The 22572-nt window shown below is 57.1% G+C and carries 23 protein-coding genes and 1 other annotated feature; of the genes, 6 read left to right on the top strand and 17 right to left on the bottom strand.

Annotation, left to right across the window (positions count from 1 at the left end):
* Positions 1-27: 27 nt before the first annotated feature.
* On the bottom strand, positions 28-2415 hold the full coding sequence (ppsA, locus tag C1N60_RS11305) for a phosphoenolpyruvate synthase (protein WP_394520857.1): 2388 nt from the start codon (positions 2413-2415) through the stop codon (positions 28-30).
* A gap of 447 nt (positions 2416-2862) precedes the next feature.
* Here ppsA and C1N60_RS11310 point away from each other — a divergent pair, with 447 nt between their 5' ends.
* Positions 2863-3690 (top strand): posphoenolpyruvate synthetase regulatory kinase/phosphorylase PpsR, encoded by an 828-nt coding sequence (locus C1N60_RS11310; RefSeq protein ID WP_394520858.1) that lies wholly within the window; start codon positions 2863-2865, stop codon positions 3688-3690.
* Between the two features lie 150 nt (positions 3691-3840).
* Positions 3841-4887, top strand: a complete 1047-nt coding sequence (locus tag C1N60_RS11315; RefSeq protein ID WP_058780654.1) for a 3-deoxy-7-phosphoheptulonate synthase — start codon at positions 3841-3843, stop codon at positions 4885-4887.
* A gap of 6 nt (positions 4888-4893) precedes the next feature.
* On the opposite strand, the gene C1N60_RS11320 is transcribed toward C1N60_RS11315, so the two are convergent.
* From C1N60_RS11320 to C1N60_RS11390, 15 genes are all read right to left on the bottom strand, one after another.
* On the bottom strand, positions 4894-6333 hold the full coding sequence (locus C1N60_RS11320) for a protein adenylyltransferase SelO (RefSeq protein WP_166718737.1): 1440 nt from the start codon (positions 6331-6333) through the stop codon (positions 4894-4896).
* A 97-nt stretch (positions 6334-6430) separates the two neighbouring features.
* Positions 6431-7174 carry an EAL domain-containing protein gene (locus C1N60_RS11325; protein ID WP_021506240.1) on the bottom strand — a complete coding sequence of 248 codons (744 nt, stop codon included), beginning with the start codon at positions 7172-7174 and terminating at the stop codon, positions 6431-6433.
* Between the two features lie 316 nt (positions 7175-7490).
* Positions 7491-7949, bottom strand: coding sequence for an NlpC/P60 family protein (locus C1N60_RS11330; protein ID WP_021506241.1), 459 nt, complete (start codon positions 7947-7949; stop codon positions 7491-7493).
* 64 nt (positions 7950-8013) lie between these two features.
* Entirely contained in the window at positions 8014-8760 is a 747-nt protein-coding gene (btuD, locus tag C1N60_RS11335; RefSeq protein ID WP_394516652.1) for a vitamin B12 ABC transporter ATP-binding protein BtuD, read from the bottom strand.
* Positions 8760-9305 (bottom strand): glutathione peroxidase, encoded by a 546-nt coding sequence (locus C1N60_RS11340; RefSeq protein WP_021506243.1) that lies wholly within the window; start codon positions 9303-9305, stop codon positions 8760-8762. The genes btuD and C1N60_RS11340 overlap by 1 nt, the downstream gene beginning before the upstream one ends.
* Positions 9306-9344: 39 nt before the next feature.
* Entirely contained in the window at positions 9345-10328 is a 984-nt protein-coding gene (gene btuC, locus C1N60_RS11345) for a vitamin B12 ABC transporter permease BtuC (protein ID WP_021506244.1), read from the bottom strand.
* A gap of 133 nt (positions 10329-10461) precedes the next feature.
* Positions 10462-10764, bottom strand: a complete 303-nt coding sequence (gene ihfA, locus C1N60_RS11350; RefSeq protein ID WP_021506246.1) for an integration host factor subunit alpha — start codon at positions 10762-10764, stop codon at positions 10462-10464.
* A 4-nt stretch (positions 10765-10768) separates the two neighbouring features.
* Entirely contained in the window at positions 10769-13156 is a 2388-nt protein-coding gene (gene pheT, locus C1N60_RS11355) for a phenylalanine--tRNA ligase subunit beta (RefSeq protein WP_394520859.1), read from the bottom strand.
* A gap of 14 nt (positions 13157-13170) precedes the next feature.
* Positions 13171-14154: a phenylalanine--tRNA ligase subunit alpha gene (pheS, locus tag C1N60_RS11360; RefSeq protein WP_021506248.1), complete on the bottom strand. Its 984-nt coding sequence runs from the start codon at positions 14152-14154 to the stop codon at positions 13171-13173.
* A gap of 71 nt (positions 14155-14225) precedes the next feature.
* Positions 14226-14351, bottom strand: a sequence feature (Phe leader region).
* Positions 14302-14346, bottom strand: coding sequence for a pheST operon leader peptide PheM (pheM, locus tag C1N60_RS11365; RefSeq protein WP_121626058.1), 45 nt, complete (start codon positions 14344-14346; stop codon positions 14302-14304). It overlaps the preceding feature by 45 nt.
* A 115-nt stretch (positions 14352-14466) precedes the next feature.
* Positions 14467-14823 carry a 50S ribosomal protein L20 gene (rplT, locus tag C1N60_RS11370; protein ID WP_010616241.1) on the bottom strand — a complete coding sequence of 119 codons (357 nt, stop codon included), beginning with the start codon at positions 14821-14823 and terminating at the stop codon, positions 14467-14469.
* 168 nt (positions 14824-14991) lie between these two features.
* A complete protein-coding gene (rpmI, locus tag C1N60_RS11375) occupies positions 14992-15189 on the bottom strand; it encodes a 50S ribosomal protein L35 (protein WP_006118955.1) in 198 nt (65 codons plus the stop codon).
* A gap of 99 nt (positions 15190-15288) precedes the next feature.
* Positions 15289-15831, bottom strand: a complete 543-nt coding sequence (gene infC / locus C1N60_RS11380; protein ID WP_058757673.1) for a translation initiation factor IF-3 — start codon at positions 15829-15831, stop codon at positions 15289-15291.
* Positions 15832-15835: 4 nt separating this feature from the next.
* Positions 15836-17764 (bottom strand): threonine--tRNA ligase, encoded by a 1929-nt coding sequence (gene thrS, locus C1N60_RS11385; RefSeq protein WP_021506250.1) that lies wholly within the window; start codon positions 17762-17764, stop codon positions 15836-15838.
* Positions 17765-18011: 247 nt separating this feature from the next.
* Complete coding sequence (locus tag C1N60_RS11390; RefSeq protein ID WP_031279185.1) at positions 18012-18773, bottom strand: DUF481 domain-containing protein; 762 nt, start codon at positions 18771-18773, stop codon at positions 18012-18014.
* A 332-nt stretch (positions 18774-19105) separates the two neighbouring features.
* Here C1N60_RS11390 and ghoS point away from each other — a divergent pair, with 332 nt between their 5' ends.
* Together ghoS and C1N60_RS11400 are read left to right on the top strand one after the other, a co-directional pair.
* Positions 19106-19396 carry a type V toxin-antitoxin system endoribonuclease antitoxin GhoS gene (ghoS, locus tag C1N60_RS11395; protein WP_058757672.1) on the top strand — a complete coding sequence of 97 codons (291 nt, stop codon included), beginning with the start codon at positions 19106-19108 and terminating at the stop codon, positions 19394-19396.
* A 90-nt stretch (positions 19397-19486) separates the two neighbouring features.
* Complete coding sequence (locus C1N60_RS11400; RefSeq protein WP_211725570.1) at positions 19487-20380, top strand: fructosamine kinase family protein; 894 nt, start codon at positions 19487-19489, stop codon at positions 20378-20380.
* A 4-nt stretch (positions 20381-20384) separates the two neighbouring features.
* Here the strand turns inward: C1N60_RS11400 and C1N60_RS11405 are convergent, their stop codons facing one another.
* The gene (locus tag C1N60_RS11405) at positions 20385-20921 is read right to left on the bottom strand and encodes a YniB family protein (protein WP_021506254.1); all 537 of its coding nucleotides are present in this window, start codon (positions 20919-20921) and stop codon (positions 20385-20387) included.
* Between the two features lie 144 nt (positions 20922-21065).
* On the opposite strand from C1N60_RS11405, the gene hxpB reads away from it, so the two are divergent.
* Entirely contained in the window at positions 21066-21734 is a 669-nt protein-coding gene (gene hxpB, locus C1N60_RS11410) for a hexitol phosphatase HxpB (protein WP_058757670.1), read from the top strand.
* Between the two features lie 201 nt (positions 21735-21935).
* Positions 21936-22523: a metal-dependent hydrolase gene (locus C1N60_RS11415; RefSeq protein WP_021506256.1), complete on the top strand. Its 588-nt coding sequence runs from the start codon at positions 21936-21938 to the stop codon at positions 22521-22523.
* Positions 22524-22572 lie beyond the last annotated feature (49 nt).

Below are 22572 nucleotides of genomic sequence, written 5' to 3' on the forward strand. Positions count from 1 at the left end.
TGCCGGGCACCAGGCAGGTGTAACAGATTACGCTTTAGCCGCGTCCAGCTCAGCCAGGCTCAGCCAGGTTTCCACCACGGTATCCGGATTGAGCGACAGGCTGTCGATGCCCTGCTCCATCAGCCAGGCAGCAAAGTCCTGATGATCGGAAGGCCCCTGGCCGCAGATGCCGACATATTTGCCCTGCTTCTTCGCCGCCTGAATTGACATCGACAGCAGCGCCTTCACCGCATCGTTGCGCTCATCAAACAGCGCCGACACCACGCCGGAGTCGCGATCCAGCCCCAGCGCCAGCTGCGTCATGTCGTTGGAGCCGATAGAGAAGCCGTCAAAGTGCTGCAGGAACTGTTCTGCCAGCAGCGCGTTGGACGGGATCTCACACATCATGATCACCTTCAGCCCGTTCTCGCCGCGTTTCAGGCCCTGCTTCGCCAGTTCGGCCACCACGGCCTCGGCCTGATCGACGGTGCGTACAAACGGCACCATGATCTCAACGTTGGTCAGCCCCATGTCGTTGCGCACGCGCTTCACGGCTTCACACTCCAGCGCAAAGCAGTCGCGGAAGCTGTCGGCCACGTAGCGTCCGGCGCCGCGGAAGCCCAGCATCGGGTTTTCCTCTTCCGGCTCGTAACGCTCGCCGCCGACCAGGTTGGCATACTCGTTGGTTTTGAAATCCGACAACCGCACAATCACCCGCTTCGGCGCGAAGGCCGCACCCAGCGTGGCGATCCCTTCGGTCAGGCGCGCAATGTAGAACTCCACCGGATCGTCAAAGCCTTTCATCATCTGACCAATCTGCGCCTGCAGTTCCGGCGTCTGCTGATCAAACTCCAGCAGGGCTTTCGGGTGCACGCCAATCATGCGGTTGATGATGAACTCCAGCCGCGCCAGACCGACGCCCTCGTTGGGCAGGCAGGCAAAGTCAAACGCGCGATCCGGGTTACCGACGTTCATCATAATTTTCAGCGGCAGATCCGGCATGGTATCAACCTGCGAACTGGTGACTTCAAAGTCCAGCAGATCGTTATACACATAGCCGGTATCGCCTTCAGCGCATGACACCGTGACCTTATGACCGTCCTTCAGGTGCTCAGTGGCATCACCACAGCCCACCACCGCCGGAATGCCCAGCTCGCGCGCAATGATTGCCGCGTGACAGGTCCGCCCGCCACGGTTGGTGACGATCGCCGACGCCTTCTTCATGATCGGTTCCCAGTCCGGGTCGGTCATGTCGGTGACCAGCACATCGCCTTTTTCGATGCGGTGCATCTCGCTGATGTCGTGAATCACCTTCACTTCACCCGCACCGATGCGATGGCCGATGGCCCGGCCTTCCACCAGCACGCTGCCTTTGCCCTGCAGGCTGTAGCGTTCCATCACCTGTCCGTTGGAACGCACGGTTTCCGGCCGCGCCTGCACGATGAACAGTTTGCCGGTGTGGCCATCTTTGGCCCACTCAATATCCATCGGACGCTTATAATGCTGCTCAATCAGCACCGCCTGGCGCGCCAGCGCCTGCACTTCGTCATCGGTCAGGCTAAAGCGGTCTCGCTGTTCCTGTTCCACGTTCTCAATGCGCACCTGTTCGCCGTGCTCCTGCGAATCGGCGTACACCATGCGGATCTTCTTCGAGCCCAGGGTACGGCGCACAATCGCCGGGCGATTAGCGGCCAGCGTCGGTTTGTGCACGTAAAACTCATCCGGGTTGACCGCGCCCTGCACCACCATTTCGCCAAGACCGAACGCCGAGGTGATGAACACCACCTGGTCGAAGCCGGATTCGGTATCTATGGTGAACATCACGCCGGAGGAGGCGAGATCGGAACGTACCATGCGCTGCACACCGGCCGAGAGCGCCACGCCACGGTGGTCATAGCCCTGATGCACGCGGTATGAAATGGCGCGATCGTTAAACAGCGAGGCGAACACGTGCTTCACGGCCACCAGCACCGCGTCGAAGCCCTGCACGTTAAGGAAAGTTTCCTGCTGGCCGGCAAACGAGGCGTCGGGCATATCCTCGGCGGTGGCCGAAGAGCGCACCGCAAAGGAGGCTTCGGCGTCATCAGCAGAAAGTTGTTCATAGGCGCTGCGGATCGCCGCTTCCAGCTCTGGCTGGAAAGGCGTATCCACCACCCATTGACGAATCTGTTTGCCGGCCTGCGCCAGCGCTGCAACATCATCAATATCCGTGTTGTCCAGCAATGCATAAATACGCTGGTTCAGTCCGCTTTGGTCGAGAAACTGATTAAAAGCGTAAGATGTCGTCGCGTAGCCGTTTGGCACGGATACCCCGAGCGACGACAAATTGGTAATCATTTCTCCCAGGGAAGCATTCTTGCCCCCTACCCGATCAACATCATGCATGCCAAGCTGGTTGTACCAGAGCACTAGCGACTGTTGGTCTTGATTGGACATTGAGATTATCCTTTTAAATGATTGGAGCACATGGAACATTTTGCTATTCGCCAAATCAGCCTGGCACAATCAATTAATAAAGACTAAGTGTTGAATCGTTAAAGCAGAAAATCAGCGTTAAAATCGGATTACTCCCCGAAAAGCGCCTTGTTGCGCAACGTAGCTATTTTTGCCAACCTATTGGCAATGCGATATTTTTCACTTTTTCATGAGGTTAGCCGCGTTTTTTGTTGCGCAACGCTTGCCGTTTTTATTTTGCGCCCGCGCGGGCAAAAGCGAGAAATTAGCGCTGAACAACCCGGCTTTTCATCTATGATGGGTAATCAGCGCAGCGTAAAAATAGATTATTCGCCGGCCAGATATGGATATTTCATTTTACCCTTAGTGAAAATGAAATATTTTAGGTGATAATGTTACGCAAAAGTAAACAAAAGCTTGAGGTCAACCATGAGCACTGAACGCAGCGTATTTTATATCTCTGACGGCACCGCCATCACCGCGGAAGTGCTGGGCCACGCGGTGCTGTCACAGTTTCCGGTGAATACCAACAGCGTGACGCTGCCGTTCGTGGAGAATGTGCAGCGCGCCCAGGCGGTGAAAGCCCAGATCAATGCGCTCTACCAGCAGAGCGGCGTGCGCCCGCTGGTGTTTTTCTCGATTGTCACACCAGAGGTGCGCGACATCATTCTGGAGAGCGAAGGTTTCTGCCAGGACATCGTGCAGGCGCTGGTGGCACCGCTGCAGAGCGAACTGGGCGTAGCCTCCATGCCGGTGGCGCACCGTACCCACGGCCTGACCGCCAGTAACTTAGGCAAATACGATGCCCGTATCGCCGCGATTGATTACACCCTGGCGCACGATGACGGTATTTCGCTGCGCGGGCTGGAAGATGCGCAGGTGATTCTGCTGGGGGTATCGCGCTGCGGCAAAACCCCGACCAGTCTGTATCTGGCGATGCAGTTTGGCGTCCGCGCGGCTAACTATCCGTTCATCGCTGATGACTTGGATAACCTAAAGCTGCCGCCTGCGCTGCGCGCCCATCAGCACAAGCTGTTTGGCCTGACCATCGATCCGGAACGGCTGGCGGCGATTCGTCAGGAGCGCGCTGAAAATACCCGCTATGCGTCGATGCGTCAGTGCCGGCTGGAGGTCGGTGAAGTGGAAGCGCTGTTCCGCACCCATCAGATTCGCTATCTCAACAGCACCAATTACTCTGTCGAAGAGATCGCCACCAAAATCCTCGACATCATGGGCCTGCGCCGCAGCATGTACTGACCTCACCTGCCAGGTTGTAAAGCCTGGCTGCCGTCAGTAATGAATAGCCTTTTGATTTAGCTGGTTGAATTCACGGGCTAATGGTTTATTGTGATCATCATCACTTCCCGGTATTTCACCGCTGCGAAGAACAGATTTTTGAGAATCCCAATGAACAAAACTGATGAACTGCGCACCGCGCGCATCGGCACGCTGCTGACGCCGGCCGCGCTGGCGCAACAACACCCCATTTCGGCGGCGATTGCCGCTAACGTTACCGCCGCGCGTCAGCGCATCGCGCGCATCCTGACCGGTGAAGATCCACGCCTGCTGGTGATTATCGGCCCCTGCTCGCTGCACGACCCAAAGGCCGCACTGGAGTACGCAGAGCGTCTCAGTCTGCTGCGTGAACAGCACAAGGACCGGCTGGAAATTGTGATGCGCGCCTACTTTGAGAAGCCGCGCACCGTGGTCGGCTGGAAGGGTCTGATTTCCGATCCGGATCTCGATGGCAGCTTCGACGTCAACCGCGGCATCGCTATCGCGCGCCAGCTGCTGCTGGATATCAACGCCATCGGCATGCCAACCGCCACGGAATTTCTCGATATGGTGATCGGCCAGTTTATTGCCGACCTGATCAGCTGGGGCGCGATTGGCGCGCGCACCACCGAGAGCCAGATTCACCGTGAAATGGCCTCGGCGCTCTCCTGCCCGGTGGGCTTCAAGAATGGCACCGACGGCAACGTGCAGATCGCGGTTGATGCGATTCGCGCCGCGCGTGTCAGCCATATGTTCCTGTCACCCGACAAAACCGGGCAGATGACGATTTATCAGACCAGCGGCAATCCGCACGGTCACGTGATCCTGCGCGGCGGGCGTCAGCCGAACTACCACGCTGAAGATGTCGCCGCTGCGGCCGCCAACCTGCGCGACTTCAACCTGCCGGAACAGCTGGTGATCGACTTCAGCCATGGCAACTGCCTGAAGCAGCATCGCCGCCAGCGCGATGTGGCGCAGGACGTGGCGGCGCAGATCCGTGCCGGTTCGCGGGCAGTGGCGGGAGTGATGATTGAGAGTTTCCTGCAGGAGGGTAATCAGAAAGTGGTGAGCGGCCAGCCGCTGACCTACGGCCAGTCGATTACCGATCCGTGCCTCGGCTGGGATGACAGCGCGGAGGTGCTGGCGCTGCTGGCGGCTGCCGTGGACAGCCGCTTCTGATGCCTGCTAGCTGGAGCAGCTTACCTCCAGCGTTTTTCCCCACTCCGGCGGCCGCTGGCGCAGTTCCGGGCTGATGGCCGCCTCGTTAAACGGCTGCTGCAGCGCCAGATGTAATCTGGCCAGCGCCGCCGTTTCCCCCTGCTCAACCTCATCGATCACCTGCTGGGCCAGATAGTTGCGCAACACCAGCGCCGGGTTAGCCGCTTTCATGACTGCCTGACGCTGCGCATCGCTGACGCCATCCTGCAGCAGGCGCTGACGATAGCCGTGATACCAGCGGTCAAAGGCGTCACGGTCGATAAACTCATCGCGCAGCGGTGAACGCGTCTCTGCCTGCTGCGTCTCGCTCAGCAGGCGGAACGTCAGGGTGTAATCGCTGTGCTCTGCGGTCATCAGCGCCAGCAGGTCAGTGAGGATGGCGTTATCCCCCGCATCGGCGGTCAGCAACCCGAGCTTCGCGCGCATTTTTTCGCCCCACACCCGCATCAGCTCGTTCTCGTAATGGCTGAGCGCCTGTTTCAACTGCTCAGTGCTCAGCAAACCGGACAGCGCATGCGCCAGGCGGTTGAGATTCCACAAGCCGATCATCGGCTGGTTGCTGAAGGCGTAGCGCCCCTGATAATCGCTGTGATTACAGATGAAATCCGCATCGTAGTCATCAAGGAAACCGTAAGGCCCGTAATCGAGCGTCAGGCCGAGGATCGACATATTATCGGTGTTCATCACGCCATGCGCGAAGCCGACGCTCTGCCACTGGGCAATCAGGCTGGCGGTGCGTTTGACGATATCGGTAAACCACAACAGGTAGCGATCGGCCTCCTGCTCCAGCTGCGGCCAGTGATGATGAATCGCGTAGTCCGCCAGCTGGCGCACTTTCTCCGGCTCGCCGCCGTAATAGAAATGCTCGAAGTGACCAAAGCGCAGATGGCTGTCGGCGATGCGCATCAGCATCGCGCCGCGCTCGCGGGTTTCACGCTGGACCGGTTCGTCGCCAATGGCCAGCGCCAGCGCGCGCGTGGTCGGGATGCCAAGATGGTGCAGCGCTTCCGAGGCGAGAAACTCGCGCACGCTGGAACGGATCACCGCGCGGCCATCGCCCATGCGTGAATAGGGGGTCAGGCCCGCGCCTTTCAGATGCCAGTCAAGTTTGCGGCCGTCGGCCAGTTGCTGTTCGCCCAGCAGCAGACCGCGTCCGTCGCCCAATTGACCGGCCCACACGCCAAACTGGTGCCCGCTGTAGACCTGCGCCAGCGGCGACATGCCGGGAAGTAACGCTGCGCCATACCACACGCCGTGGCCTTTGCCAGCAAACAGCGCGGCATCCAGGCCCATCTCCTGCGCCAGCGCGGCATTGTGATAACACAGCCGCCCGCCGGCAAGCGGCGTTGGGTCCAGCGCGGTGTAGAATCCCGGCAACGTCTGCTGCCAGCTATTAATAAATTGCATCGACACTCCGGAAGGTGCGCAACGGTGCGCCACCCGCATTGCGTTTAAAGATAAAGCGTAGTCTACCGTCGGGGTGACGGAGAAGACAGATGAAAGGTTACTGCTGTGAAGGCGTGGTGAGCGTGACGTGCGGATAGATGAGATCGCTTAACCGTTCCGCTTTAACCACCGGGAACAGACTGCCCTGCAGCTGTGCGCCGCTCAGGGAACTGACTTTCTCCAGCAGGGCATTATCGTCAACGCCACAAATAATTATTTGCGGGGCGTAAGCGGAAAAATTATCGATAACAGTCTGAATAAATGGCGTAAATGAGGCACGTTTCGCCAGCGCATGAATAAACGCTTTGTCCATTTTTAACACGCTAAACAGATTTTCGTATACTGCCGTAGCCGGTGCTTTTCCTGCCCCAAATTGAGAAAGCGATAAGCGAAATTCCTGTTGCAGGCGTGCTAACAGCGGCTGCTTTTTGCCAGCCGATAATTGCGGAAACGTTTCACTGATATCCAAAACAATAAAGGGAAGTTGTTTAAATTTCCTTAAGAGAAACTCACTGGCCAATAGCGTCGTGGCCATAGATTCATCAATACGAACCAGCGCGATAATTTGATGTAACTCAAAAAAGTCACGGTACTTTTCCAGCAGCACTAACTGGCTCTGCAGCAAACGTAATTGCTGGGCATCGTCAAGCTGCGGCAACAGCAAGTCCTGCGGCAGCGTAATCGGCGCACTGTCATGAACAAACTGGGTGACCAGCTCAACCGCAGTCAGCTGGCCCGCCAGGGAATAGGCAGGATAAAACCAGGTTTCCGACTGATAGTCGGCAGATAAATGGACTTTCATTTTTTACAGCCAGATGCAGTGGCAATTGGCGCATCGTATATCAATGAAAACGGTCAGGCAATAGGACCAAACGTTAGAAGAGACGCCGTTTTCTGTCTAATTACCGACTTTTCTGCATCAAATAATACTTAAGCCAAATGATCCAGGTTAATGTCCATACTGATTAAATTCACTGACGTCTATTTTTAGTCGCAAACCCGATTGCGGTAAAGTGCCATTTTAAATGAGAGTTATATCTGGCGGAAAAAAACAAATAAATCGGATCAAAACCCATCTGATTATTACGCCTTTTTTTAACACTAATGGGTTAAGCGGATTAGATGCGACGCGCCTGCCAGAATACTTTGCGCCAGTAAACATTATCCAGCGAGGAGCGGATCACGCCCTGGCTGGTAGAGGCGTGAATGAAGGTATTGTCGGTGTCATAGATGCCGACGTGAAGGCCATTTTCGCCGCTGCCGGTTTTGAAAAATACCAGGTCGCCGGGCAGCAGATCGCTTTTATCGATGCGCGTGCCAATATCGGTCTGATCAATCGTTGAGCGCGGCAGCTGCAGGTCAAAGCGGTCACGAAAGGTCAGGTAGACAAAACCCGAGCAATCCACGCCACCGCGGCTTAACCCGCCATAGCGATAAGGTGTACCGCGCCAGCGGCTGAGCTGATCGTTAAGTTGCGCAATCACGGTGATGGAGTCAGACAGACGGCCATTGGGCGGCGGCGCATGATGGCTACAGCCCGCCAGCAGCAACACGAGGAGAAACAGGGTCAGCCGCATCAGAATAGTCCTTAAAAACGTCGTCCGGCTGACACTGTAGCGACAAAGCGGCGCGGCGCGCAAGTCAGGGAAGATAAAGCAGCGGCCCCTGTGGCGTCTCCAGCTGCACGAATTCGGCCTGATAAAGCGGTGCCAGTCGCTCGGCGGTCAGCACCTCGCGCGCCCTGCCCTGACTGACTACGCGGCCCTGATGCATCAGCCAGACGCGATCGGCATGGCGCAGGCTGTGGTTGAGATCGTGTCCGCTGGCGACAATGGCGATGCCGGCCTCGCTGAGCTGCAACAGCAGCTTATCCACCGCGCGCTGCTGTGCGATGTCAAGCGCGGTGAGCGGCTCATCCAGAATCAGTAACGCACCGCGCGGATTAATTGCCGGATGGATCTGCAGCACCACCGCCGCCAGGCGCACCCGCTGCCACTCACCGCCGGAAAGCTGCGCCAGCGGACGCGTCAGCTTATCCTGCAAGCCAAGCTGCTGCAGCAGGTCAGTGAGCGTCGCCTGCGCGTTATCGCCGCCCGGCGGGCTGTGCAGCCGCAGATAGTGCCACACCGGCAGCGCCGCAGGCGCCGGCTGCTGCTGCGGGAGCCAGGCGCGCTGCTGTGCCAGTGCGGCACCCGACCAGCTTCGCAGCGGCTGGCCGGCCAGCGTCAGCTGCCCTTCGGCGTCGAGCAGGCCAGCGAGCGCGGTCAGCAGCGTGCTCTTGCCGGCGCCGTTAGGGCCGACCACGTGCACGCGCTCACCGCGGCAGAGTGTCAGCTCCCCCGCGCTCAGCCGTCCGGGCACGCGCAGGTCGTGGCACTGCAGCAGCATTACGCCGCCAGCGCCTGCTCAATGCGCTTCAGAATGATCGGATCGTCCGGCGTCATGTCCGGCGAGAAGCGCGCGATCACCTCACCCTGTTTATTGATGAGGAATTTTTCGAAATTCCACAGGATATCGCCCGGCGCTTTTGGCGCGCGGCCTTTGCTCTCCATGCGCTCAAGGAAACCGCTGCCTGCCGGGCGTTCGGCTTCCGGCTGCGCGGCGACCAGCTGACGGTACAGCGGATGACGCTGCTCGCCGTTAACGTCCGTTTTGTCGAACAGCGGGAAGGTTACGCCGTACGTGGTGCTGCAGAAGGTTTTGATCTCTTCATTGCTGCCCGGTTCCTGCTCAAGAAACTGATTGCAGGGGAAGCCCAGCACGCTGAAATCTTTGTCCTGCCAGGCCTTCTGCAGCGACTCCAGCTGTTCATACTGCGGCGTCAGGCCGCATTTTGATGCTACGTTAACCACCAGCAGCACCTTGCCCTGATACTGTGCCAGCGTGGTTTTTTCACCGTCCAGCGTAACCAGTTCTGTCTGATAAAGGCTCATCGTCGATTCCCGTTGTTGATTGCACTGTGCCAGCCGCAGCTAGCGCGAAGACTTCACTAATAACATGATAAACAGTGGCGCGCCGAGCGTGGCAGTGACCACCCCAATTGGCAGCTCGGCCGAGGTGAGCACCAGCCGTGCCAGAATGTCCGCCGCCAGCAGTACCGCCGCGCCCGCCAGCGCCGCGGCCGGCAGCAGGTAGCGATGATCGCTCAGGCCGCTGAGGCGCAGCAGATGGGGGATAACCAGTCCGACAAATCCAATCGCACCGGCCATCGCCACGCTGACGCCCACCAGCCAGCCCATCGCCAGCACCAGCAGATTGCGCCACAGCAGCAGTGGCAGGCCGAGCTGCCGCGCCGACACCTCCCCCAGCGCCAGCAGATTAAGCGTCCGGGCGCTGGCCAGCAGCGCCAGCGTTACCGGCAGCAGGGCCAGCATCATCCAGCCGTAGCGCCAGTCGATGCCGCTAAATCCCCCCATCATCCAATACATCAGCTGGCGCAGATCGAGGCTGGTGCTAAAGTACACCGCCCACGTCATGATGGCGCTACAGATAATGCCGAGCGCCACGCCGGTCAGCAGCAGACGGCTGGCCGACAGCTGACGATGGGCAAAATGCAGCAGGATCAGCGTGATCAGCAGCGCGCCCGCCATCGCTGCCAGAGCCAGGCTCCACAGTGCGCCGTTACCCAGCAGCACCGCCAGCACCAGGCCAATGCCGGCACCGTTCGATACGCCCAGCAGCCCGGGCTCCGCCAGCGGATTGTTGAACAGCGCCTGCATCACCACGCCGCAGACTGCCAGCGCCGCGCCCACCAGCAGCACCGCCAGGGTGCGCGGCAGGCGAAGCTGCCAGACGAACAGATCGCCGCTGGCAGAAAACCATTGCAGCGGAGAAATCCAGCTGTCGCCCGTGCACAGACTGAGCACCAGCAGCAGCAGCACTGCGGCAGTAAGCGCGCCGAGCCAGCGCCGGCTGCGACGGTCGGCCTGTTGGGCCAGCTGATCCAGCAGAGTCATAAGTAAGATTGGCTGAGAAAACAGAGATTTGATTGTAGAGAGATTACGCTAAAAAGAAAGCCGCGCCTGCAGCGTGCTGCCGGGATTGCGCGCATAAAAAAGGCCGCTGAGCGGCCTTTTTGTCATACTGAAATCAGTCAGCATCCTTGGGTGACGCGTTCTCCACGCGACTTTTCAACTTCTGCCCCGGACGGAATGTCACCACGCGGCGGGCGGTGATTGGAATATCTTCCCCCGTCTTCGGGTTACGGCCCGGACGCTGGTTTTTGTCACGCAGATCAAAATTACCAAATCCGGACAGTTTTACCTGTTCTCCGTTTTCCAACGCGCGGCGAACTTCTTCGAAAAAAAGCTCTACCAACTCTTTGGCATCGCGTTTGCTCAACCCGAGTTTTTCAAACAGGTACTCTGACATTTCAGCTTTTGTAAGCGCCATAGGTTCAATCCCTCAAGGTTGCCTGGAATCGCTCTTTTAATGCTGCAACGCATTTGGCAACGGTCGCAGCAATCTCCTCTTCTTCGAGTGTCCGGCTGGTATCCTGCAAAATCAGGCTAATCGCGAGGCTCTTTTCACCCTCGTTTACGCCCTTACCACGGTACACGTCAAACAAGTTTACGCCAACTACCTGATTTACGCCAACTTTCTTACACTCCGCGATGATATCTGCTGCGGGCACATTTTCAGCCACTACCACAGCGATGTCACGGCGGTTTGCCGGGAAGCGTGAGATCTCGCGCGCGTCAGGCAGGACGCGGTCTGCGACCTTATTCCAAAGCAGTTCAAACACTAAGGTGCGGCCGTTAAGATCCAGCTTACGTTCCAGCTCCGGATGAACCACCCCGATAAATCCGATTCGTTCGCCGGCTAAATAAATGCCAGCACTCTGTCCCGGATGCAGCGCCGGATTGGCTTCTGCACGGAACGAAATCGCGTCGAGTTTACCGGTCAAATCCAGCAGCGACTCTAAATCGCCTTTCAAATCATAGAAGTCAACCGTCTGGCGCGCCAGATCCCAGTGCTCTTCGTAGCGGTTACCGCTTAGCACGCCCGCCAGCATAAGATCCTGACGGATGCCGAGATCGGCCTGCGTATCAGGCACAAAGCGTAAACCGCTCTCAAACAGGCGCACACGGCTCTGCTGACGGTTCTGGTTATACACCACGGCGCCGAGCAGACCGGTCCACAGCGACAGGCGCATTGCCGACATATCGCTGGAAATCGGGCTGGGCAGAATCAGCGCTTCTTCGCCCGGATGCAACAGCTGCTGCACTTTCGGATCGACAAAGCTGTAGGTAATCGCTTCCTGATAGCCTTTATCCACCAGCAGGTTTTTGGCACGCTTCAGAGACAGATCGGCTTCACGGTGCTGGGTCATCAGCAGGCTGGCTTTCACCGGCACATCCGGAATGTTGTTGTAGCCGTATACGCGCGCCACTTCTTCGACCAGGTCTTCTTCGATGGCCATATCGAAGCGCCAGCTCGGGGCGACGGCCTGCCATTCGCCGTTGCCAACGGTGACGTCACAGCCGAGACGGGTCAGGATATCGGTCACCTGCTCATCCGCAATGACGTGGCCAATCAGGCGGTCCAGCTTCTCACGGCGCAGCGTAATGGTGGCGCGCGCCGGCAGTTTGCTGGCATCGGTCTGATCGATAACCGGGCCGGCTTCGCCGCCGCAAATCGCCAGCAGCAGCTGAGTGGCGCGCTCCAGCGCCTTGTGCTGCAGCGCCGGATCGACACCGCGCTCGTAGCGGTGGGACGCATCGGTATGCAGACCATGACGACGCGCACGACCGGTGATCGCCAGCGGATCGAAGAACGCGCACTCAAACAGTACGTTCTGCGTCGCTTCGTTGACGCCGGAGTGCTCACCGCCGAAGATGCCACCCATCGCCAGCGCTTTGTGGTGGTCCGCAATCACCAGCGTATCGCTGTGGAGGGTCGCTTCGCTGCCGTCGAGCAGCGTCAGGGTTTCCCCCTCTTTCGCCATGCGCACCACGATACCGCCGTCAATGCGGTCGAGATCGAAGGCGTGCATCGGCTGGCCGAGCTCCAGCAGCACGTAGTTAGTGATATCCACCACCGGATCGATCGAGCGGATACCGCAGCGGCGCAGTTTTTCGCGCATCCACAGCGGCGTTTCAGCTTTCACGTTTACGCCTTTTACCACGCGGCCCAGGTAACGTGGGCAGGCATCGGTGGCGTCAACGCGAATCGGGAAGGTGTCGCTAATGGTGGCTTTAACCGGCTCGATGACCGGCGCCTGCAGCGGCAGGCCATTAATCACCGCCACGTCACGCGCGATACCGATGATACCCAGGCAGTCGGCACGGTTTGGCGTCACGCTGATTTCGATGGTGTTGTCATCCAGCTGCAGGTACTGGCGAATATCAGTGCCCACCGGCGCATCGGCTGGCAGCTCGATAATACCGTTGTGATCGTCAGAAATACCCAGCTCGGAGAATGAGCACAGCATGCCTTCTGACGGCTCACCGCGCAGTTTTGCCGCTTTGATTTTGAAATCGCCCGGCAGCACGGCACCAACGGTCGCCACGGCCACTTTCAGGCCCTGACGGCAGTTTGGCGCGCCGCAGACGATATCCAGCAGGCGTTCGCCACCAACGTTGATTTTGGTGACGCGCAGCTTGTCGGCGTTCGGGTGCTGGCCGCACTCCACCACTTCACCCACCACAACGCCATGAAACGCGCCTGCCACCGGGTCGACGCCGTCGACTTCCAGACCGGCCATGGTGATTTGCTCAGACAGCGCGGCGCTGTCCAGGGCTGGATTTACCCATTCGCGTAACCAGAGTTCACTGAATTTCATTGGATAACCTGCCCTTATTTAAATTGTTTGAGGAAACGTAAATCGTTTTCGAAGAAGGCGCGCAGATCGGTCACACCGTAGCGCAGCATGGTCAGACGCTCCATGCCCATACCGAAGGCGAAGCCGGAGTAGATTTCCGGATCGATGCCGACGTTGCGCAGTACGTTCGGATGCACCATGCCGCAACCCAGCACTTCCAGCCATTTGCCGTTTTTACCCATCACGTCCACTTCCGCTGACGGTTCGGTGAACGGGAAATAGGACGGGCGGAAACGAATCTGCAGGTTCTCTTCGAAGAAGTTGTTCAGGAAGTCATGCAGCGTGCCTTTCAGATTGGTGAAGCTGATGTCTTTATCGACAATCAGACCTTCCATCTGATGGAACATCGGGGTGTGCGTCTGATCGTAATCGTTACGGTAAACGCGGCCCGGCGCGATGATACGAATCGGCGGCTGCTGATTTTTCATGGTGCGGATCTGCACGCCGGAAGTCTGGGTGCGCAGCAGGCGCGTGGCATCGAACCAGAAGGTGTCGTGATCGGCGCGCGCCGGGTGATGCCCCGGAATATTCAGCGCATCAAAGTTGTGATAATCGTCTTCAATTTCCGGACCGGTCGCCACCGCGAAACCCAACTCGCCGAAAAAGGTTTCGATACGATCGATGGTGCGGGTCACCGGATGCAGACCGCCGTTCTCGATACGGCGTCCCGGCAGCGACACGTCGATAGTCTCAGCCGCCAGGCGGGCATTCAGCGCCGCGCTTTCCAGCGTATCTTTACGCGCGTTGAGACGGTCCTGTACCTGCTGTTTGGCGTCGTTGATGACCGCACCGGCCGCCGGCCGCTCTTCCGCCGGCAGTTCACGCAGGGTGGTCATTTGCAGCGTCAGGTGCCCTTTTTTACCCAGAAATTCGACGCGCACGGCGTCCAGGGCGGCGATATCCGACGCCTCGTCGATGGCGGCCGTGGCACGGGCCACCAGGTCTGCGAGTTGGGACATGATTTCCTCTTCTTCCAGCCGGGCTGGTCAGTTCTCGTTGGGATCGTGCGATCCGATTAAGTGTCGCCGGAAACAAAAAAGCCTCCACGAGGGAGGCTTTCAGCGCGATTTTTCGTTTCTTTTCTTATGCGCAAAAGCCCCTGACGATCAGGCGCTAAAGTAAAAAAAGAAACGGAAAATAGCAGCGTGCATGCTTGCGTTACCTTGTCTTGATAGAAACCGCACTATTGAAATGCCCTGCGGCTAAAATGTCAATCATTTGCGTGAGTTGCAGGCAATAAAAAAGGGAGCAAGCTCCCTTTTTTACCTGACTTACGCCAGAGCTGATTTTGCTTTTTCAACCAGTGCAGTGAATGCCACTTTGTCGAATACAGCGATGTCAGCGAGGATTTTACGGTCGATTTCAATGGACGCTTTTTTCAGGCCATTGATGAAACGGCTGTAAGAGATACCGTTCTGACGCGCCGCAGCGTTGATACGTGCGATCCACAACTGACGGAACTGACGCTTACGCTGACGACGGTCGCGGTAAGCATACTGACCAGCTTTGATAACAGCCTGGAAGGCAACGCGGTAAACACGTGAACGTGCACCATAGTAGCCTTTAGCTTGTTTTAAGATTTTCTTGTGACGTGCGCGAGCAATTACACCACGTTTTACGCGAGCCATGTGAGCTCTCCTATATCATATTCTGTGATTTCCCCATCATCTTTCGTGCCGCAGTGGCGTTGGCTGCCTTCATTCATCCCAGTCACTTACTGATGTAAGCGCAGGGATTCATTCCGTTGCCGCCTGACTGCAACCCGAAATCTATCGGGGAATTAAAAAAGGGTTAACTTATGCGTACGGCAGGCAGGCAACAACCAGACCCAGATCGCCTTTAGACACCATGCCTTTTGGACGCAGGTGACGTTTACGCTTAGTAGACTTTTTAGTCAGAATATGACGCAGGTTTGCGTGCTTACGCTTGAAGCCGCCAGAAGCGGTCTTCTTGAAGCGCTTTGCGGCGCCACGTACAGTTTTAATCTTTGGCATTTTTACAAATATCCACTTCGCATTGTTAATAAAATGAACCAGACAGGCGAATAAAAATCCGCGCAGCGCGAACGCTACGCGGCATTATTACTTGAAAGCCTACTGTTTCTTCTTAGGTGCGAGCACCATAATCATCTGGCGGCCTTCGATCTTCGTCGGGAAGGATTCGACCACTGCCAGTTCATTCAGATCTTCTTTCACGCGGTTAAGCACTTCCATACCGATCTGTTGGTGCGCCATCTCACGACCACGGAAACGCAGCGTAATTTTGGCTTTATCGCCCTCTTCCAGAAAACGAATCAGGCTGCGGAGTTTTACCTGATAGTCGCCTTCATCGGTACCAGGACGGAATTTGATTTCCTTAACCTGGATAACTTTTTGCTTCTTCTTCTGTTCCTTAGAAGATTTGCTCTTTTCATAAAGGAACTTGCCGTAATCCATAATGCGGCAAACCGGCGGTTCGGCGTTCGGGCTAATTTCAACTAAATCTACGCCAGCTTCTTCTGCTTTCTCAATCGCTTCGCGCAGTGAGACAATGCCAAGTTGCTCGCCGTCTACGCCAGTTAAGCGCACTTCGGTGGCACGGATTTCGCCGTTGATACGGTTCGGACGCGTCGGTTGTACTCGTTTTCCGCCTTTAATAACCTTATTCCTCTAATTGGTGAAGATGTCGGCTGCGAATCTCTTGTTGCAGCTTCTCAACAAACACATCTACGTCCATGCTCCCGAGGTCTTTACCACGGCGGGTGCGCACGGCAACCTTGCCTGCTTCCACCTCTTTCTCACCGCAGACCAGCATGTAAGGGACGCGACGTAATGTGTGCTCGCGGATTTTAAAGCCTATCTTCTCGTTTCTCAAGTCTGCTTTGACACGAATGCCAGCATTCTGCAATTTCTTCGTCAATTCACTGACATATTCTGCCTGGCCGTCGGTGATATTCATCACCACTGCCTGTACCGGCGCCAGCCAGCTCGGGAAGAAACCGGCGAACTCTTCGGTCAGAATCCCGATAAAGCGCTCCATCGAACCCAGAATCGCACGGTGAATCATCACTGGCGTCTGACGATCGTTGGTTTCGCCCACGTAGGTGGCGTCCAGACGTTTCGGCAGGGAGAAGTCTAGCTGAACGGTGCCGCACTGCCAGGCGCGGTCGAGACAATCGTGCAGCGTAAACTCAATTTTCGGGCCGTAGAAGGCGCCTTCACCCGGCTGATATTCGAACGGAATGTTGTTCTCTTTCAGCGCTTCGGCGAGGTCCACTTCGGCACGATCCCACATCTCATCGCTGCCAATGCGCTTCTCAGGGCGCGTCGACAGTTTCACCACGATTTTTTCAAAACCGAAGGTGCTGTACATGTCATAGACCATCCGGATGCAGCTGTTCACTTCATCACGCACCTGATCTTCAGTACAGAAGATGTGGGCGTCATCCTGGGTAAAGCCGCGCACGCGCATCAGACCGTGCAGCGCACCTGACGGTTCGTTACGGTGACAGCTACCGAACTCCGCCATACGCAGCGGCAGGTCGCGGTACGATTTCAGACCCTGGTTAAAGATCTGCACGTGACCCGGACAGTTCATCGGTTTGATGCAGTATTCACGGTTCTCTGAAGAGGTGGTGAACATCGCTTCTTTGTAGTTATCCCAGTGCCCGGTTTTTTCCCACAGCACGCGGTCCATCATGAACGGACCTTTCACTTCCTGGTAGTCGTACTCTTTCAGCTTGGTGCGCACAAACACTTCCAGCTCGCGGAAGATGGTCCAGCCGTCATTGTGCCAGAATACCATACCCGGTGCTTCTTCCTGCATATGGTAGAGATCGAGCTGCTTACCGATTTTACGGTGATCGCGCTTCGCGGCCTCTTCCAGGCGCTGCAGATACGCCGCCAGCTGTTTCTTGTCTGCCCAGGCCGTACCGTAAATACGCTGCAGCATTTTGTTGTCGCTGTTGCCGCGCCAGTAGGCTCCGGAGATTTTCTGCAGTTTAAAATGATGGCAGAAACGCATATTCGGCACGTGCGGACCGCGGCACATGTCGATGTATTCTTCATGATGATACAGGCCAGGACGATCGTCATGGCTGATGTTTTCGTCGAGAATAGTGGTTTTGTAGCTTTCGCCACGCGCAGCAAACACGTCACGCGCTTCCTGCCAGCTCACCTTCTTCTTCACGACGTCGTAATTGGTCTCAGCCAGCTGGTGCATGCGCTTTTCCAGCAGCTCAAGATCTTCCTGAGTCAGCGTATGGTCGAGATCGACATCATAATAGAAGCCGTTATCGATAACCGGACCGATGGCCATTTTGGTATTCGGCCACAGCTGTTTGATCGCATGCCCTAACAGGTGCGCACAGGAGTGACGAATAATTTCCAGACCGGCTTCATCTTTCGCGGTGATGATAGCGACCTGCGCATCGCTGGTGATCGGATCAACCGCATCCACCAGTTCGCCATTGACGCGACCGGCAATGCAGGCTTTCGCCAGACCCGGACCGATATCCAGCGCAATGTCCATCACGCTGACCGGACGGTCAAATACGCGCTGACTGCCATCAGGAAGAGTAATTACTGGCATTTCATATCCTTAATTGCAGTGGTAAGCCACACGAAAGCCTACATGCAACACTGAGTTTTGTTTGGTTTACCTGGCGCGATGTCAGACCCACACTGTCGGAATGACGCCAGGCGCGTAAAGCGGCAACGATGATAACAGCTTTCCGCAGTGAGCAAAACCCGCGAAGAAATGCGCTAAGCCAAAGAGAGATCAAAAAAAAACCGCCGCGCGGCACAGGCCGGGCGACGGTGTAACAATGCGCTCTGGTTTACATCGCGTAAGAGAGCTGGACCGTGGTTTTGGTGTCGGTACGGTCTGGCGCAGATTCTGGCGGATTGTTATTCCAGGTGACGTTGTAGCCCAGTTTCAGCGCGAAGTGGTCGTTGATCGCCACCTGCAGTGCGGTTTCGGAGTTCAGCGTGGTGTCTTCACCAAAGCTGCTCAGCACCGACACACCCTGGATAAATTTGGTGGTGTCAGTCAGCTGCCACTGATAGCTCAGCGCGCCGTAGCCCAGTGCTTTGGTTTCGTGGCCGCCATCGTGGAAGTCATCGTAACGTACACCCGGACCGAATTCAGCACGCAGCGAGTGCACCGGACCGTTGAGGATCTGACGACCATAACCGGCGGTCAGGACATCGCGTGAATCATAACCGTTCAGGCGGTCGCTCAGCCAGCTCGCCTGACCGAACAGGTAGTCAGCGCTGTTGAGGTTGTAACGGCTACGTCCACCGATGTTATAGGTTTCCGACGAGCGCTCATCGTTGGATGAGGTATTCGCGGCGTTACCCCACAGGCTGTACGCCGTTGAGGTCTGATACCAGGTCATGCTGGTTGACGCGGTCAGCGATGAGCTGGTGGTGTTACCAGTCTGCGCCAGGTAACCGGCTGACGCGGTGCCTTCAAACGGTTTTTTTGCCGTAGAAGGGTCATCCATTGAGGTGAAGACAGCGTTATCTGCAAAGGCCTGGTGACAAAATGCTCCGGCGGAGAGCAACAAAACAGCGGACAGCTTATTGAAGGCTTTCATTAAAAGGTAACCCGTACGACAGTTGAAAAAGAGATGAGTCTGGAGAATTTTCCCGGGCAATCAATGCAATTTACGGTAAGTTTTGTAAAAAAGTATGAAAGCACCAGAATCGCCAGGTTTTGCGCTGGCACCGCGTGTGGATTGGGAATCTTCCCATTTCCGGCGCGCATTATAGGCGGCAAATAACCAAATAACAGCTTAAATGCTACAAGAATTTTCTGCCGACCCTGACAGGACTTTACGCTGTGCGCCGCCGGGCGATTGTGCAGAATTCGCTCTATCGCAGGCGCTGGTCTACGCTGAAATCTGTTCGATAACAATGAGGTGAAAAGATGAGCGATCATGATCTCAAGCGTTACGTTGTCACCTTCCGTTATCAGGAAAGGGGTCTTGGCGATCTGCAGGCGCTGAATAGCGCGATGGTTAACGGTGGTTACAGCACCACGTTACACGATGCGGACGGCCATCCGCACGAGCTGGGCACCAACAGCTTTGGCATTGTCAGTGCGCTGGAGGAGCAGGCGCTGGCGGAACACGCCGCCGGGCTGGCGGCAGTGGCGCTTGATCAGCAGCCGGACGCTGACGTCACCACGCTGGAGGCGTTTCTCAAAGCGCAAGCCTGACGCAATCCGCAAATTGCGCATTGCCGCTGGAGTTGTGCAAGTTTTGCGCGTTACAATCGACCTTACGCAGCGAATAAAGAGGATTACCCGATGTGGTCAGCCATTAGTCGTCTGTTAAGCGAGTACGCCGGCGATGCCGAAATCACCGAACGTCATGAGTTGCCCGGTGGCGATATTCATCCGGCGTGGCGCCTGCGCTACGGTGAGCTGGAGGTGTTCGTCAAATGCAACACGCGCGACATGCTGACGCTGTTCAGCTGGGAAGCCGACCAGCTTGATCTGCTGGCGCGTACCCACACGGTGCGCGTGCCGAAGGTCTACGGCGTCGGTAACGATCGTGACACCAGCTTTCTGCTGCTGGAATACATTCTCCCGCAGCCACTCGACGCCCAAAGCGCATTCCAGCTCGGCCAGCAGCTGGCCCATCTGCACCAGTGGAGCGAGCAACCGCAGTTTGGTCTCGACTTCGACAACAACATTACCACCACGCCGCAACCCAACAGCTGGTTACGCAAATGGTCGGTGTTTTTCGCCGAACAGCGCATCGGCTGGCAGCTGCAGCTGGCGGCGGAGAAAGGCGTGCACTACGGTGACATGGAGCTGATCGTGGATTGCGTGCAGCGCAGCCTCGCTAATCACCATCCGCAACCGTCGTTATTGCATGGTGATTTGTGGCCAGCCAACTGCGCCGGCAGCGCCAGCGGCCCGTGGCTGTTCGATCCCGCCTGCTACTGGGGCGATCGCGAATGCGACCTGGCGATGCTCAGCTATTACGCCGATCTGCCGCGCCAGATTTACGAAGGGTATCATGCGGTGTGGCCGCTGCCGGAAGGCTTCTCGCAGCGTCAGCCGGTGTATCAGCTCTACTATCTGCTCAACCGCGCCAACGTCTTTGGCGGCAACTGGGCCGGCGAAGCGCAGTTCGCTATCGGCCAGTTGCTGGAGGAGGATGCGCTGGGCCAGCGCCAGGTCAGACCGGCCTGACGCTTTACAGCATACCGAGCAGTTTCAACACGAAGTAACCGGCCACGGCGATGATCACCGGCAGAATGTACAGCGGGAAAATCTGCAGCAAAATGGTGTGGCGCGGCACATGGATTTTCTCTTCCAGCTGCGCCCGCGTGCGCCCTTCGCTGCCCTTCGCCTGTTCCAGAATCATCTGGTCTTCAATGCCTTCTTTGATGTGGCGCGCCTGACGCCACATGCGTGCGCCCGAGGCCTGCAAAGCGATGCCCACGAATATCAGGATATAGATCAGCCAGAAGCCAATATTGGCCCCGCCGTTGAATTCCGGCACCGGCGAATTGTTCCAGAACACATTGAGAAACGGCGTGTTGAACTTAATCATATCCACCATCACATGCACGAAGTCGAGCATCACGGCGTCAATGCCGGGCTGCTTTTCGCTGTGTTTAAACATGAAGCCTAAGATGGAGATAAGGGTGGATAACAGCGCCGGAATAAAAATCACCCAGCCAGCCACTCGCTTGAGGATGGCGATGCGGCCAGCCTGTTGATATGTCATGGTGTCTTCCCTTCACAAACAGTAGTTTTGCCCTAAGTCTACCTGCACTACAGCAAATTTTCCTGAAAAATGCGTAACCTGCCGTAAGTCGGTTTTCGCCGCCGCCCATGTTAAGGTAGGGCAAACTGTCAATGGAGCTGTTGTATGACCTATCGTCGCCCTGTGCTGGCCGCTATTTTTGATATGGATGGCTTACTGATTGATTCTGAACCGCTATGGGATCGCGCCGAGCTGGAGGTGTTTGCCAGCCTGAATGTGGATATTAGCCGCCGCCACGAGCTGCCGGATACGCTCGGCCTGCGCATCGATCAAACCGTGCGCATGTGGTACGAAGCGCTGCCGTGGAACGGGCCGGATCAGGCCGAAGTCACTCAGCGCATTATTGCCCGCGCACTGGCGCTGGTCGAAGAGACGCGGCCGCTGTTGCCTGGCGTAGAGCAGGCGCTGCAGCTGTGTCAGCAACAGGGACTGGCGATTGCGCTGGCCTCGGCGTCTCCGCTGGCGATGCTGGAACGCGTGCTGGAGATGTTCAATCTGCGTCACTACTTTAGCGCCCTCGCCTCGGCTGAAGCGCTGCCTTACAGCAAACCGCATCCGCAGGTGTATCTGGATGCTGCGGCAAAGCTCGGGGTTGATCCGCTCAACTGCGTGGCGCTGGAAGACTCGTTCAACGGCATGATCGCCAGCAAAGCCGCGCGCATGCGTTCCATTGTGGTGCCTGCCGCCGAACATCGCCACGATGCGCGCTGGGCACTGGCCAATGTGCAACTGGAAAACCTGACGCAGCTGCAGGCGGAACATCTGTTTAACTGATCGGTGTGCATCGCGCGTTACGCCTGGCTGATGTTTCGCCCGGTTGCCAGGCGCAAAAGTAAGCCAGACCGTTAATTTCCCGCGCTTTTTTCAGGCGCGGGTCAGCAAAAAATTCACTCTTCGTTACAGCGTCACCGTTCTCATTTACTGGATAAATCCCTATACTGGATGCATCGACAGTTTTTGCAGCCAGGTTCCATCATGACGGCCGAAGGCCATATCATTTTTGCCATCGCCAGTGCGATATTTGCCAAACGCGCCGAACTGACGCCGGTGATGGCCAGTGCCGACTGGTGGCATCTGGTGCCGGCTGCGCTGCTGACCTGCCTGCTGCCGGATATCGATCACCCTAAATCAGTGCTGGGCCAGCGGCTAAAGTGGCTGTCGCAGCCGATAGCCCGCGCTTTTGGCCATCGCGGCTTTACCCATAGCCTGCTGGCGGTGGCGGTCAGCCTGTGGCTGTTTCAGATTAACGTGCCGGCCGACTGGTTCCTGCCAGCGGATGTCCTGCAGGGCATGACGCTCGGCTATCTGAGCCACATTGTCGCCGATATGCTGACGCCCGCCGGCGTGCCGCTGCTGTGGCCGTGCCGCTGGCGCTTTCGCCTGCCTATCCTCAACAGCCAGCAAGGCAACCAGCTGGAGCGCGCGCTGTGCCTCGCCCTAGTGGGTTATGCGCTGTGGTTTCCGCCCGGTATGCCGTCGTTTGGCGCTAACGGCTGGCCGGAGCAGCTGTTCAACAACCTGCAGAACGGCATTGGCCGGCTGGTGAACGGCAGTACGCGCTGATGTGTTTTTCCTTCTGCCAGCGATTGCTGAAATAATCGCCTTAAATTCA

The sequence above is a fragment of the Pantoea sp. SGAir0184 genome, assembly GCF_043544755.1.